At 36.1% G+C, this 14431-nt stretch carries 11 protein-coding genes; all 11 read left to right on the forward strand.

What is annotated here, in order from left to right:
* Positions 1 to 211: 211 nt before the first annotated feature.
* The 11 genes from COE25_RS27105 to COE25_RS27155 all read left to right on the forward strand — a co-directional run bounded on the left by COE25_RS27105 (position 212) and on the right by COE25_RS27155 (position 14371).
* The gene (locus tag COE25_RS27105; RefSeq protein ID WP_098934858.1) at positions 212 to 1513 is read left to right on the forward strand and encodes a pyrimidine-nucleoside phosphorylase; all 1302 of its coding nucleotides are present in this window, start codon (positions 212 to 214) and stop codon (positions 1511 to 1513) included.
* Positions 1514 to 1801: 288 nt separating this feature from the next.
* A complete protein-coding gene (locus COE25_RS27110) occupies positions 1802 to 2983 on the forward strand; it encodes a NupC/NupG family nucleoside CNT transporter (RefSeq protein ID WP_088085430.1) in 1182 nt (393 codons plus the stop codon).
* A 197-nt stretch (positions 2984 to 3180) separates the two neighbouring features.
* Entirely contained in the window at positions 3181 to 3810 is a 630-nt protein-coding gene (locus tag COE25_RS27115) for an AmiS/UreI family transporter (RefSeq protein WP_098934859.1), read from the forward strand.
* 683 nt (positions 3811 to 4493) lie between these two features.
* A complete protein-coding gene (locus tag COE25_RS27120; protein ID WP_088085433.1) occupies positions 4494 to 5474 on the forward strand; it encodes an ABC transporter substrate-binding protein in 981 nt (326 codons plus the stop codon).
* An 80-nt stretch (positions 5475 to 5554) separates the two neighbouring features.
* The gene (locus COE25_RS27125) at positions 5555 to 7114 is read left to right on the forward strand and encodes a sugar ABC transporter ATP-binding protein (RefSeq protein WP_098934860.1); all 1560 of its coding nucleotides are present in this window, start codon (positions 5555 to 5557) and stop codon (positions 7112 to 7114) included.
* A gap of 88 nt (positions 7115 to 7202) precedes the next feature.
* On the forward strand, positions 7203 to 8105 hold the full coding sequence (locus tag COE25_RS27130) for an ABC transporter permease (protein WP_373605381.1): 903 nt from the start codon (positions 7203 to 7205) through the stop codon (positions 8103 to 8105).
* A gap of 178 nt (positions 8106 to 8283) precedes the next feature.
* Positions 8284 to 9762, forward strand: coding sequence for a xylulokinase (gene xylB / locus COE25_RS27135; protein ID WP_098934862.1), 1479 nt, complete (start codon positions 8284 to 8286; stop codon positions 9760 to 9762).
* A gap of 59 nt (positions 9763 to 9821) precedes the next feature.
* Complete coding sequence (locus COE25_RS27140; protein WP_098934863.1) at positions 9822 to 10787, forward strand: carbohydrate kinase family protein; 966 nt, start codon at positions 9822 to 9824, stop codon at positions 10785 to 10787.
* Between the two features lie 352 nt (positions 10788 to 11139).
* Positions 11140 to 11880, forward strand: coding sequence for a GntR family transcriptional regulator (locus COE25_RS27145; protein ID WP_098934864.1), 741 nt, complete (start codon positions 11140 to 11142; stop codon positions 11878 to 11880).
* 294 nt (positions 11881 to 12174) lie between these two features.
* A complete protein-coding gene (gene deoD, locus COE25_RS27150) occupies positions 12175 to 12894 on the forward strand; it encodes a purine-nucleoside phosphorylase (RefSeq protein WP_098934865.1) in 720 nt (239 codons plus the stop codon).
* 118 nt (positions 12895 to 13012) lie between these two features.
* Entirely contained in the window at positions 13013 to 14371 is a 1359-nt protein-coding gene (locus tag COE25_RS27155) for an MFS transporter (protein WP_373605382.1), read from the forward strand.
* Positions 14372 to 14431 lie beyond the last annotated feature (60 nt).

Genomic DNA, 14431 nt, shown 5'->3' on the forward strand with positions numbered 1-14431 from the left:
TTTGTTCACAATCTATGCTATAGTTATTTTGAAATAATAAATGTATAGATGAAAGCGTTCGCTTTGGGAAAACTCTAACCTAGCTTTCAAGAAGTTATTAGTCAGATTTCTACTAGTATTTAGCAGCTGAACAGTTTGTAACTTTAATGATCTTAAACTTTCTATAAAATATTAAAAACAGACTTTAACCTAAATTTAGGGGGAAAACGATATGAGAATGGTTGATATTATTGAGAAAAAACGTAATGGTCTTGAATTAACAAACGGAGAAATTCAGTTTTTAATAAATGGATTTACCAACGGAAGTATTCCTGACTATCAAATGTCTGCATTTTCAATGGCGGTATTTTTCCAAGGAATGTCCATAAAAGAACGCGTCTATTTGACGGAAGCGATGGTTAACTCTGGGGATCAAATCGATTTATCCGGAATTGAAGGAATTAAAGTAGATAAGCATAGTACTGGTGGTGTTGGTGATACAACTACACTTGTGTTAGCACCATTAGTCGCCTCTGTTGGGGTACCTATTGCCAAAATGTCCGGCAGAGGTCTTGGGCACACCGGCGGCACGATTGATAAATTAGAATCAGTAAAAGGTTTTCATGTTGAAATTACAAATGACGAGTTTATTCATTTAGTGAACAAAAATAAAATTGCTGTAATCGGCCAAAGTGCCAATTTAACACCTGCAGATAAAAAGCTTTATGCCTTAAGGGATGTAACCGCTACAGTCGATTCGATTCCGCTTATTGCAAGCTCAATTATGAGTAAAAAAATTGCCGCAGGAGCAGATGCGATTGTTCTTGATGTGAAAACAGGCAGTGGAGCTTTCATGAAGAATCTCGACGATGCGAAAGAATTGGCACAGACAATGGTGGACATTGGAAATGGTGTGGGACGGAAGACAAAAGCGATCATTTCTGATATGAGCCAACCGCTCGGGTTTGCCGTAGGAAATGCTTTAGAAGTGAAAGAAGCAATTGATACCCTTCGTGGACAAGGTCCAGAGGATTTACATGAATTATGTTTAACACTTGGCAGCCATATGGTCGTCCTAGCAGAAAAAGCAGCCGATTTGCAACAAGCGCGTGAAATGTTGGAAGAGTCGATGCGAAACGGAAAAGCATTACAATTCTTTAAAACATTCCTTGCTGCACAAGGTGGAGACGCTTCTGTTGTTGATGATCCTACAAAACTTCCTACAGCTAAATATACGATCGAAGTACCAGCTCTAAAAACAGGATGTGTTGCTGAAATCACTGCTGAGATGATTGGGATTGCCGCAATGATGTTAGGAGCTGGACGCATCACTAAAGAATCAGTCATTGATTTGGCAGTAGGCGTTGTTCTCCACAAAAAAGTAGGCGATTTTGTCCAACAGGGTGACGCACTTGTGACGATCCACAGTAATTGTGAGAATGTTCAAGAAGTCATCGAGAAAATTTACGCAGCCTACAAACTAGTTGAAGAAAAAGTAGCTCAACCAACACTTATTTATACAGAAATCCATTAATCCCTGACGAGGCTTTCTTGTTGGTCAGTCTCATGCTTTTTATTTTCTTATAGAAAAATCATGAATGGAGAATAATAAATTATAAATTAATTGATCAAGCGATCGTGGCTCGGAAACAAGCCTATACACTATATTCAAACTTTCAAGTCGGTGCAGCTGTATTAACAAAGAATAACCAGGTATCTTTTTCTTCAAAGGATTAAAGAAGTAATCTGTTTGGGATAGGCCTGTAATCAAGCTCGGAATCATTTACATCTAAGAATAAAATACATCATTGTGGAGGAAATCATGAAATACATCATAGCCATAATTGGATTACTTGTTGTTTTTGGACTTGCTTTTGTTGCGAGTAATAATAAGAAAAATATTAAAATCAAACCGATTATCCTAATGGTCATCATTCAAGTAATATTAGCGGCATTATTATTAAATACAAAATTCGGTTTAGTCTTAGTTAAAGGATTTGCTGACGTTTTTAGTAAATTATTAGAATACGCAGCCAGCGGTATTTCCTTTGTGTTTGGCGGGCTTGAGAATAAAGGTGAAATGTCGTTCTTCCTTAATGTATTACTTCCAATCGTGTTCATTTCAGTATTAATTGGTATATTCCAGCATTTTAAAATACTCCCTATCATTATGAAAGCAATAGGGTTATTGTTAAGTAAAGTAAATGGTATGGGTAAATTAGAGTCATACAATGCCGTAGCTTCCGCAATCGTTGGTCAATCAGAGGTATTTATTACGGTTAAAAAGCAGCTCGGCCTGCTGCCTGCCCATCGCTTATATACATTATGTGCTTCCGCAATGTCAACCGTTTCGATGTCCATTGTCGGTGCGTATATGACAATGATTGAACCAAGATATGTTGTGACAGCACTTGTAATAAACCTATTTGGCGGATTTATTATTTCATCAATTATTAATCCATATACTGTGCCAGAAGACGAAGATATCCTCATCATTCAAGATGAGGAAAAGCAAAGCTTCTTTGAAATGTTAGGCGAATATATTATGGATGGATTTAAAGTAGCCGTCATTGTCGGTGCTATGTTGATTGGATTTGTTGCTTTAATGGCTGGTATCAATAATGTTTTTGATATGGTTTTCGGAATTTCATTCCAGGAAATTTTAGGATATATTTTTTCACCATTTGCCTTTATCATGGGAGTTCCATTTTCAGAAGCTGTCCAAGCTGGGGGAATTATGGCAACGAAGCTTGTCACAAATGAATTTGTAGCGATGATGGATTTAGCAAAAATACAGGAGAGCTTTAGCCCGCGTACATTAGGAATTATTTCTGTCTTCCTTGTCTCCTTTGCAAACTTCTCCTCGATAGGAATTGTTGCAGGAGCCGTAAAAAGCTTAAATGAAAAAAAGGGAAACACTGTCGCACGATTTGGTCTAAAACTTTTATTTGGAGCAACATTAGTTAGTGTATTATCATCCGTGATCGTAAGTATCGTTTTATAAATAAGGTTGTTTTCGTAAAGATCGTGGTTTTTCGAATCAATTTCTAAACCGTATTAATAAAAGTATCGTGGCATAAACAAAGTTTACGAAAAGAGCAATAAATGATGTTGAAAAAGCAATTTCTTTTCTTAGTTGAGAGGGGATTGCTTTCTAAAAGGAGGGGAAGGTTGTGAAAATAGTTTTTCACAACTATTAATATGAGTTTTGTTGGTTTATTTCTCTCAGGTGCAGTATTATTTTTAAACAGTCTTATGCTATTGGGGAAGGCAGAAGCAAAAAGTGTAGGTATTTTTAATATATTCATTGGAATTATTCAAATAATCATCCCATCTTACTTAATGTTTGTATCTGGTCAAAATAATTGGGAACTTTATAATGTTGCTTCTATTTTTCTATTTGGCTTAACCTATTTATATGTTGGGGTAACCGTATTGAAAAGGCTTGATGGCAGCGGTCTCGGTTGGTTTAGTTTATGGGTCGCTATTATTGCAGTCGTCTATACGTTAACATCGATTATTCACTTTCACGATGTTGTCAATGCATTAACATGGGGTATGTGGGCACTATTATGGTTTCTGTTCTTTTTATCAAATGCGCTTAAAAAGAAAATAGATACGTACATCGGGATTGTTGCTTTCGTACAGTCATGGGTAACGCTGACCATTCCAGCTTTGCTGTATTTCTTAGGTGTCTGGAATACACGATTTGTCTCTCAAATCTGGACCCTCGTTTTAATTCTAGCGATTGTCTATTTTGTTGTAAGTCTTTTCAAAATGAAATTTTCATATAAAAAAGAGAGTAGTGGACAAGAAATCCAAGTGATATGATTAAAAGATATGCTTCAAAAACCTGTGTAGATTTAATCTATACAGGTTTTTTTTATTAGAACGGTGCCTGTGCATTGCGAAACCAAAAGAAATAAACCAAAACACCCTTCCTAATAGGAGAGGGTGTTTTTGGTTTATCGTTGTCTGTCATATCCTTCGACAAAAACGATAAAACTTTCTGGAGCGTGACAGGCGCTGAATCTATTTTTTATTTTTGTTGCATTTTACCAATATAATAAATAAGCATAAAAATTAGGTTCCTTTCTTTATAGAAAAGATTGTCAAATATCATTGAAATATATGCCATGATCTGTGAGAACTTCTATTTGAATAGTTCATATTTAGCTATATTAATATATTTTTGTCTAAATATGGAATTGTTGACAATTAAAAACAGACATAATATAATCTGAATTAACTTAAAACGGTCAAAAACGAGCACAAATGATCAATAACGTTCAAATAAAGCTCCAAAAATAATCATTGAAATGATTTTTTTTCAAAGAGATGAAAACGGTAACAGAGGGGTTTATACCTAATAATCTAGTAGAAAGGATTTATAGATCTATTTGTACAACCTAAAAATGTTTTTAAGGAGGTGATGTCATTAAAACTGAAAGCGATAACAATATCTACCTTCCTTTAAGTAATCTTTTAAGTCTATAAAAATTAGGGGGATCATAATGAGAATAAATGTAAAAATGCTATTAATACTAGTTTTAATGTTTGTAATGGTTGTGATGACTGCGTGTACTAGTGCTAGTGAATCATCAAGTGAATCTACCAAAGATAACAAAGAGCAAAAAGGTGACAAAAAGTTAACAATTGGATTAACTGTGGGTACTTTGGCCAATCCTTTCTTTGTTGCCATGTCAAAAGGGGTTGAAGAAGCAGGGAAAGAATTAGGTGCAGAGGTTTTTGTTGAAAGTGCTGAATATGATCTCGCAAAGCAAACTTCTCAAATTGAAAACTTCATTACAAAAAACGTAGATGTAATTTTATTAAATGCTGTTGATACTAAAGGAATTGCAGCAGCTGTTCAACAGGCAAAAGACGCTGGTATTCCTGTAATCGCTGTAGATACGAATGCTGAAGGCGGTGTTGATGCTACTGTTACATCGGATAACTATCAAGCTGGTAAACTAGCTGGAGAATATGTCATTGAACAATTAGGTGGAAAAGGAAACATTGCTATCATTGATGGACCTCCTGTTTCAGCCGTAACAGACCGTATTAAAGGGTTTGAGGATGCTATTAAAGATTCTAAAATTAAAATAGTAGCGAAGCAAAACGGCGAAGGAAATCGTGAAAAGGCATTAACCGTTATGGAAAGTATTTTACAAGCTAATCCATCAGGCTCTATTGACGCCGTATTTGCCATCAATGACCCTGAAGCAATCGGTGTTGAAATTGCTCAAGAGCAAGCAGATCGTAAAGATGAATTTTTCATTGTAGGCGTAGATGGTGCTCCTGAAGTGACAGAAGCGATGGCCAAAAAGGGAAGTACTATTAAGGCAACTTCAGCACAATCACCAAGCGAAATGGTGAAAAAGGCTGTTGAAATTGGAATGAAAGTGAAAAATGGCGAAGACGTAGAAGACCTTATTAAAGTTCCGGTTAAACTTGTTACTCAAGATAAATTAGATTCTTACCAAGGGTGGTAAGCCTCCTCCATAAAAAGGGCTGATAAGGAAAGAACCTTATTCAGCCTTTTTCAAATTAAAAAAAGGGGTGAGATAATAATATGGCAGTTACAGAACGGGTAGTGAAGGTTCAACATGGTCATAAAAATCCAGTGTTGAATATGGAAGGGATTAGTAAAACATTCTCAAGTGTAACCGTATTAAACAATGTGAAAATTGAACTTTATCCAGGTGAAGTACATGCATTAATGGGTGAGAATGGAGCCGGAAAGTCAACTTTTATGAAAATATTAGCAGGGATCTATACACCTGATAATAATGGTGGAAAGATCTATTTTAAAGGTCAGCCGACTTTGTGGAAGGATCCTGTTGATGCAAGGAACAAAGGAATAAATGTTATTCATCAGGAATTAAGCCTTTCTCCCAATTTGTCGATTAGTGAAAATATCTTAATGGGTTCAACCTTTCCGAGAAATCGGTTAGGGATGGTTAAGTGGGGCGAGGTGCATAAAAGTGCACAAAAGGTGTTAGATTCAATGGGCTCTAATCTTGACCCACGCCAATTGGTTTCAACCCTAAGCGTTGCTCAACAACAAATGGTGGAGATCGCCCGAGCATTATCCTTTAAGGCAGAGGTTCTTATCATGGATGAACCAACAGCCTCTTTAACAGATAAAGAGATTATGAAACTATTTGATATTATTGAGGATTTAAAAAAACAGGGTGTTGCCATCGTTTATATTTCTCATAGAATGGAAGAAATTTTTACGATTGCTGATAGATTTACTGTCTTACGTGACGGTGAGTGGATTGCAAGTGACCCCATTGAAGAGACCAACCCCGATCACCTTGTGAAGCTTATGGTAGGTCGTGATTTAAAAGATTTGTTTAATCGAGAGAAGTCTTCTGATCCTAAAAAACTTTCAAAAAGCAGTTCCCCTGTTCTAGAACTGAGAAATGTTTCAGATAACACCATTGTTAAAAACGTTTCGTTTAAAATTTATCCAGGTGAAATTATTGGTTTAGCAGGGCTTGTAGGTGCGGGGAGAACAGAGTTAGTTAGGGCTCTATTTGGTGTATCTGAGTTGAAAAGTGGCGAAATATTTGTAGACGGAAAGTCTGTTAAAATACAATCCCCCATAGACGCAATGGCTAATGGGATTGCTCATGTACCTGAAAGCAGGAAAGAGCAAGGTTTATTTTTATCTATGTCCGTAAAAGAGAATATTTTAATGGCAGAGTTGAAAAAGCATACGAAGGCAGGAATTGTTAGTTGGAAAGAAGTGAATGCTACCGCTAATCGTTATATAAAAGAACTAAACATAAAAATTGCCTCACCGGAACAGCAGGTATCGAACTTAAGTGGTGGTAATCAACAAAAAGTTGTGATCGCAAGATGGCTGTCCATCGCACCTAAAGTATTACTGCTTGATGAACCCACGAGAGGTGTGGATATTGGGGCAAAGACTGAAATACATAAAATTGTTTCAAAGCTTGCCGAAAATGGCTTGGCAGTTTTAATGATTTCATCTGAGCTTCCGGAAGTCTTAGGCGTAAGTGATCGAATCCTCGTCATGTGCGAAGGAAGATTAACAGGAGAACTTTCGAGAGAAGAAGCCACACAGGAAAAAATTATGTACTTAGCTACTAGGGGGGAGTAAGAAAATGAGGGGAAATACTCAAACAATATCACAAAGAGAAAGCCTTCATGTTGGGAAGGTCCTTCACGGATTATGGAATCGATTGGGTATGATCATGATTTTAATCTTATTATGTGTTGTCCTTTCTTTTACCGCGCCTAATTTCTTAGAAACGGCCAATATGTTAAATGTATTAAAGCAGGTTTCCATCATTGCTGTGCTAGCTGCTGGAATGACAATTGTGATATTAACTGGTGGAATTGATTTGTCGGTCGGGTCAACAGTTGCTTTATCCGGCGTTATTTCAGTTATGGTCTCTTCAGCAGGAGTTAACCCCGTCATTGCTATGATATCAGGTGTGGCTGTAGGGTATGCAGTAGGACTAATAAATGGATTTTTCACTGCTAAAACCAAATTACCAGCATTTATTGTTACATTAGGTAGTTTCACCTATGTTCGAGGTCTTGCTTATGTCATTAGTGGTGGTTATCCGATTGTTTTGCAAAATGAAACGTTCAAATTCATTGGAGGCGGAGCTATTTTTGGAATACCAACTCCTATCTATATCATGGTTTTTGTTTATATGGTTATGTTTTATGTTTTAAAGTATACTATGTTTGGCCGCCATATTTATGCCATTGGTGGAAATGAAGAAGCAGCACGATTAACAGGGATTAAGGTTGAGAAGTCATTAATTAATGTTTATTCCATCAGTGGATTATTAGCAGGTTTAGGTGGGGTCGTTTTAGCCGGCAGGTTGTATTCTGGTCAACCAACTGCAGGACAAATGTATGAGTTAGATGCAATTGCCGCGGTTATTTTGGGTGGAACTAGTCTAACAGGTGGTAAAGGAAAGATACAAGCAACGATCATTGGGGTATTAATTATGGGCGTTATTAGTAATGGCTTAACTCTAATGGACGTTAACTATTATTGGCAGCTTGTAGTCAAAGGTGGAGTAATTGTTGCTGCGGTATTATTAGATCGCTTACGTGGAAATAGTGCAGCTTAATGGAATTCAACAGATGTATTTAACAATGTAGAGAACAAGAGTAATAAAGGTAAAAAAAGATAAAATATCTTTCCAATAAGTGGATTTTTTTCATTGGAAGTAAGACATTTTAAAGGCTGTCGAATGATCGACAGCCTTCATTCTTCATGCAGTTTTGCGAACAAAAAGGGGGTATTTGATGAAGTACTTGCTTGGAATAGATCTTGGAACCTCTAGTGTGAAGACATGCCTGATTGACTATACTGGAACAGAGTGTTTTTCAGATAGTGAGGTGTATAGCATAAATACTCCTGCAAGAAATTGGGCGGAACAAGATCCTGAAGAATGGTGGAGAGCTACAAAGAAGACCATACAGCATTGTTTACAAAAAGTGGGGGGATATGAGGTTGAAATTACTGGAATTAGTTTTTCTGGACAAATGCATGGTTTAGTAATACTTGATAAAGACAAACAAGTAATAAGACCAGCGATCATTTGGTGTGACCAAAGAAGTCAGCAGCAAATCCACTCCATACATAATAAAATACAAAAGGAAGAAGTAGGAAGGCACACACTGAATGCACTTTCTCCTGGTTTTTTACTGCCTTCTTTAATGTGGATAAAAGACCATGAACCTTTTAATTATGAAAAAATAGATAAAGTGGTTTTACCTAAAGATTATATTCGTTACAGAATAACTGGTGAGATTGGTACAGATTCAACAGATGCTTGTGGAACATTAATATTTAATATAGAAAGAAGAGAATGGGCTGAAGATCTAATTAAAAAGTTAGGGATAAATAGGAACCTTTTTCCACTATGCCGTGAGCCATACGAGATCGCTGGTTACGTAACACGAATTGCAGCCAATGAAACTGGATTGAAATTAGCAACCCCTGTCGTATATGGTGGAGGGGATCAGCCGATGCAGGCTGTTGGGAATGGCATCCTTTCTTCGGGGACAATTTCCTGTACGATTGGAACAGGAGGACAGTTATTTTCACCAGTAAATCAACCAGTTCATGACAGACTATATCGTACAAATACATTCTGTCATGTGAAAAACTGGTACATATTAGGTGCTAATTTAAGTGCAGGACTATCATTAAAATGGTTAATGGAAAATATTTTATATATCGCAGACTTTACTAAGTTAAATAAAGAAACTAGTAAAATTCCATCAGGTAGTGAAAAGTTACTCTTCCTACCATATTTAAATGGAGACAGAACACCCCATATGGATGCTAATGCTAAAGGGATGTTTTTTGGACTTCAATTAAAGCACAATCGTTACCACATGTTGAGAGCGGTGATGGAAGGTGTTGCTTTTTCATTGCGTGATTCATTAGAGATTTTTAATGAACTACAAATACCTGTTGAGCAGGTTATCGCTTCAGGTGGATTTATCCAAAGTGATTTATGGATGCAAATTGTAGCAGACGTTTTTCAAAAAAGTATATGTACTACCTTGACGAAGGAACATGCCTGTAAAGGAGCAGCAATTATGGCAGCAGTAGGTACAAAAGTCTTCAATTCAATGGAAGAAGCAGTAAGTGAAATGGTAAAAAAGAGTGATAGGCTAGTAGAGCCAAATGAAAGGAATGGATATGTATATAATGAGCAATATGAGCTATTTAAATCTCTCTATATACAAAATAGGGAACTCTTTATGATATAGATCTAGATACTTTGTATTCTAAATTAATAGAAGCGATAAGAATGGAGAGTGGAAAATAAATGAATAAAATATCCCGCTCAGTTATGTGCGTTGGGGAGCTGTTAATCGATTTTTTCTGTACAGATATTGATGTTAATTTAAAAGAAGGTGATCATTTCCTAAAGAAGGCTGGAGGTGCCCCGGCAAATGTAGCAGCTGCCATTTCAAAGCTAGGTGGGGTGGCGAGTCTTATTGGGAAAGTAGGAAATGACCCATTTGGATCATTCTTGATAGAAACTTTAAACGAGGTGGGTGTAGATACATCGATGGTTGTTACCGATGATTTAGCACCAACAACCTTAGCATTTGTTTCTCTCCAAGCAGACGGTGAAAGGGATTTTGTATTCAATAGAGGAGCAGATCAACATCTAACAGACGAAAACTTAAATTTAGATAGACTAAGTAGAGCAAAAATAATACACTTTGGATCCGCAACAGCGTTACTTGATAACCCTTTTAAAACAACCTACTTTAATGCAATGAACTTTGCGCAAAATAGTGGAATATTCCTATCATTTGACCCTAATTTCCGTAAGGATTTATGGAAAAATAGAATAGAAGAATTTATTAGTTTAGCTAGAAAAGGTATATCCATGGCTGATTTTGTAAAAGTAAGTGAAGAGGAGCTTGAACTTATCACAGGAAAAATGGATAAGTATGAAGGAATAGAGAAACTCCATCATTTGGGAGCGAAAATTGTGGCTGTGACTCTTGGAAGTGAAGGAACTCTTCTTTCAAATGGAAATGATGTAGGTGTAATAAACAGTATAGAAATAAATTCAATTGACTCTACCGGTGCTGGTGATGCATTTGTCGGTGCTGCTTTATATCAGTTTGCAAACTTGGAGTCCATTAATACAATTCTTAATGATTTTAGTAAACTGAAAGAGATCATTCTATTTGCAAATAAAGTAGGGGCACTTGTATGTACAAGGGTAGGAGCGATATCTTCCTTACCAAACGAAGAGGATCTAGTAAAAATTTAGTCATTTTTACTCATGCAGTAAGTTTAAAGAGTCTGATTACAAGAATAAGGATAGAAGTCCTTCTTAAAGCAGTGACATTTATATTCAGCAAAGAAAGGAATCGTGGCATGATATGCCACGATTCCTTTTTAAATGGTTGGGGTGTAAATAAAATAACTAGCAAGCGTATTCCACTCATTGATAATGGCTGAAATCCCCTCTTTGCAGACTCCATAAAAAAACATTCTTAATAAGTATAGACAATTTATGATGCAATTTTATAAAGTTGAATAATAAACAGAGATTAGCTTGTATTGTATTTTAGGTTGTTTATATAATGAATAAGCAAGTCTATTTAAAGGTGTGTAGGAAAATGAAAAATAAACTTGATGATCTTAATAAAACCAAACGTCCATTATTTGCCATTGTTTATGATAAATTGTATAAACTTATTATGGATGGAACGTTTCCTCCTGACAGCAGGCTCCCGACGGAACCTGAATTGGCAAAAGTATTTGGTGTCAGCAGAATGACACTCAGACATGCTTTGTCGCTTTTACAAGAAGATGGCTTGGTAAAAAATATCCATGGGAAAGGTAATTTTATTACAAAATTCCATGAAAATAGAAATATGTTTGGATTGGAAAAGCTGGGGAATCCTTTATACAAATGCTATCCTGGAAAAGTGGATGACGTAGAACTATATTTTAGAATTGAACTAGTAAGTGACTATGCCAAACAAGTACTGCATCGTAATATGACCGCAGTTGTTGCTTATGAACGGTGGTATAAAAGCGGTGATCAGGTAGTAGCATATGCTTTTACCATTATGGCAATAGAAGCAGTTTCTGAATTAAATTTAGATTTACAGAATGAACAACAATTATTAGAAATGCTTGATCAAAAAGTATATGAACTTGCGAATTCATCAACTATCGAAATTAAGCGTTCCAAATCCATCAATACACCATCACTAAAATATCAAATTTTTAACGCACAAGAATGTGATTTGATATTAGAAAGTGTATACATCAGCGACAAATATCCTGTTGTCTATAATAAATACTATATCCCAACTGAGTTCAGTCACATTACTATCAATGTATCCAAATAATTTTACCGAATAAAGGCTATTTTTTCAGGCTGACAAAAAATAAATAAACCCATTGAAAGCAGTGTCATTTCTAATAAAATGCACTGTTTTTTTATTTGGCTGTTAAAAAAATATATTGTTATCAGATTTATGGTGTGATAATCTTTTTATTATAAAACGTATACAAGTTTTTATACAACTATACAACTTTGTATTGAAATGGATTTACCCTAAAGTGAATGTAAGCGGAAACATGTAGGATGTGAACGTTACTTTTGGTAATTCCGCAAAATTCTAATAAAAGGAGAAATTAAAATGAGTACACGTGAACTAAAAGAAACAGCACATATCAAACCAAATGGGGTAGAGATTGCAGAGACCATCCTTTTACCAGGGGACCCATTAAGAGCCAAATTTATTGCCGAGTCCTACTTGGAAGACGTGGTACAGTTCAATTCCGTTCGTAATATGTTTGGCTATACAGGAACTTATAATGGAAAGAAAATATCGGTTATGGGAACAGGAATGGGGATGCCTAGCATGAGTCTTTACTCTTGGGAACTGATTCATGTATTTGGTGTAAAAAACTTGATTCGCATTGGTTCATGTGGTGCAATTCAGGATCATTTGAACTTGTATGATATCGTTTTCGCAATGGGTGCCTCGACAGATTCCCAATATGTACACCAATATAATCTACCTGGGCACTATTCGAATATTGCTTCCTTTTCCTTATTGGAAAAAGCCAAAAAAGTGGCTGATGAAAAAGGTCTTCCAGTACATGTTGGAAATGTCCTTACTAGTGATATTTTTTATAATGCGGATCCGACAGCGGTAGAAAAATGGAGTAAAATGGGGATTTTAAGTGTTGAAATGGAGACTGCCGGACTTTATATGAATGCTGCCTATTCAGGGGTTAATGCGCTTACGATTTTAACGGTAAGTGACCATGTTTTTAGAAATGAACAAACAACATCGGAAGAAAGAGAAACAGCCTTTACCAATATGATGGAAATTGCATTGGAACTTGCTTAAGCCTAGCATTATCCTGAGGTAGCCAATAGTCTAGACATTGACTAGGCAACATAGAGACGACTTATTTATGACAGAGGAGGAGAATAGTAAAATGACTACACTGAGTGCAAGTGCAAGTATGACGGAATCTCAAGAATATAATGTGAAAAAAGCTGTACCTATTATCTTACTATTATTTTTATTATGCTTGGTCATTGACAATTCATTTAAAATTATTTCGGTAGATATGGCAAAAGATTTTAATATATCTGCGACCACGGTTAGCTGGCAAGCCACCTTGGCTGGACTTATGATTGGAATCGGGGCAGTGGTATACGCAACTCTGGCGGATTCCATCAGTATTAGAAGACTTTTTATCGTGGGTATTATGTTAATATGTATCGGTTCAGTTTTGGGTTATATTTTTCAGCATTCGTTTATCCTGGTTGTTTTTTCACGCATTATTCAAACCTCCGGGTTAGCATCAGCTGAAACGTTATACGTAATATTTGTGACTAAACACTTACCTCCAAGGGAACAAAAGAAGTTTTTGGGATTAAGTACTAGCAGTTTTGCCCTTTCACAAGTAATCGGAGCCTTGACTGGGGGATATGTTTCCACTTATTTTCATTGGACAACTCTATTTTTAGTTCCATTAATAACCCTTTTCTTCCTTCCTTTTATTTCGAAATATCTACCAAAAGAAGAAAGGAAAGGCGGTAATGTTGATGTAATTGGCTTATTTCTAGTAGGAGCAATTGCGGCCTCCCTATTGTTATATATTACGGATTTTAACTATATTTATCTTCTCGTGTTTATTGTCGCAATTGCCTTATTCTTAGTTTATATTAGCAAGGATTCCAAAGCTTTCATTGGCATTTCATTTTTCCAAAATAAGCGTTTCATCGCTTTGTTAGCAATCGCTTTTGTTATTTACTCAGTGCAACTAGCGTATATTTTCTTGTTTCCGTTTCTCCTTGAAAAGCTTTATGATTTGAAGCTTGATACCATTTCGTTATTGCTAATCCCGGCTTATGTCTTAGCAGCCACTGTTGGGGCACTTTCTGGAAAAATTGCAAGAGTATTAGGAACCAGACAATGTATCACTATTGCAATGGTTGGTATTACAACCAGTCTATTGGTAGGCGGATTTTTTGTACAAAGTTCTGTGATTGTTTTCGTATTTTCCATGATTTTATTCTCTAGTTCGTTTGCGTTTATGTATGCCCCGATGATTGATTCATGTGTTAGCACTATTGCGAAAGAAAACTCGGGAACAGCGGTCGGATTTTATAATTTGATTCTTAATGTAGCTGCTTCCATTGGAATAGCCTATACAGCAGCAATGATGGATAACTCATCAATGAAAGGAAATATCTTAGAATATCTAAATAATCCGGACGCTTCCTTATATAGTAATATTTTATTGGTTCTTTCACTCATTACTGTTTTCAGCTTAATCCTGTATTGGGCGTTAGTAGGACGATTTTCAAAATAAATATTTAAGACGTGATCACCCTGCTGTACGGGAATTCCACGGGGACGGTTCTTACAGGGT

Source organism: Bacillus sp. AFS031507, assembly GCF_002584635.1.
In the GTDB taxonomy this organism is placed as follows: Bacteria; Bacillota; Bacilli; order Bacillales; family Cytobacillaceae; genus Neobacillus.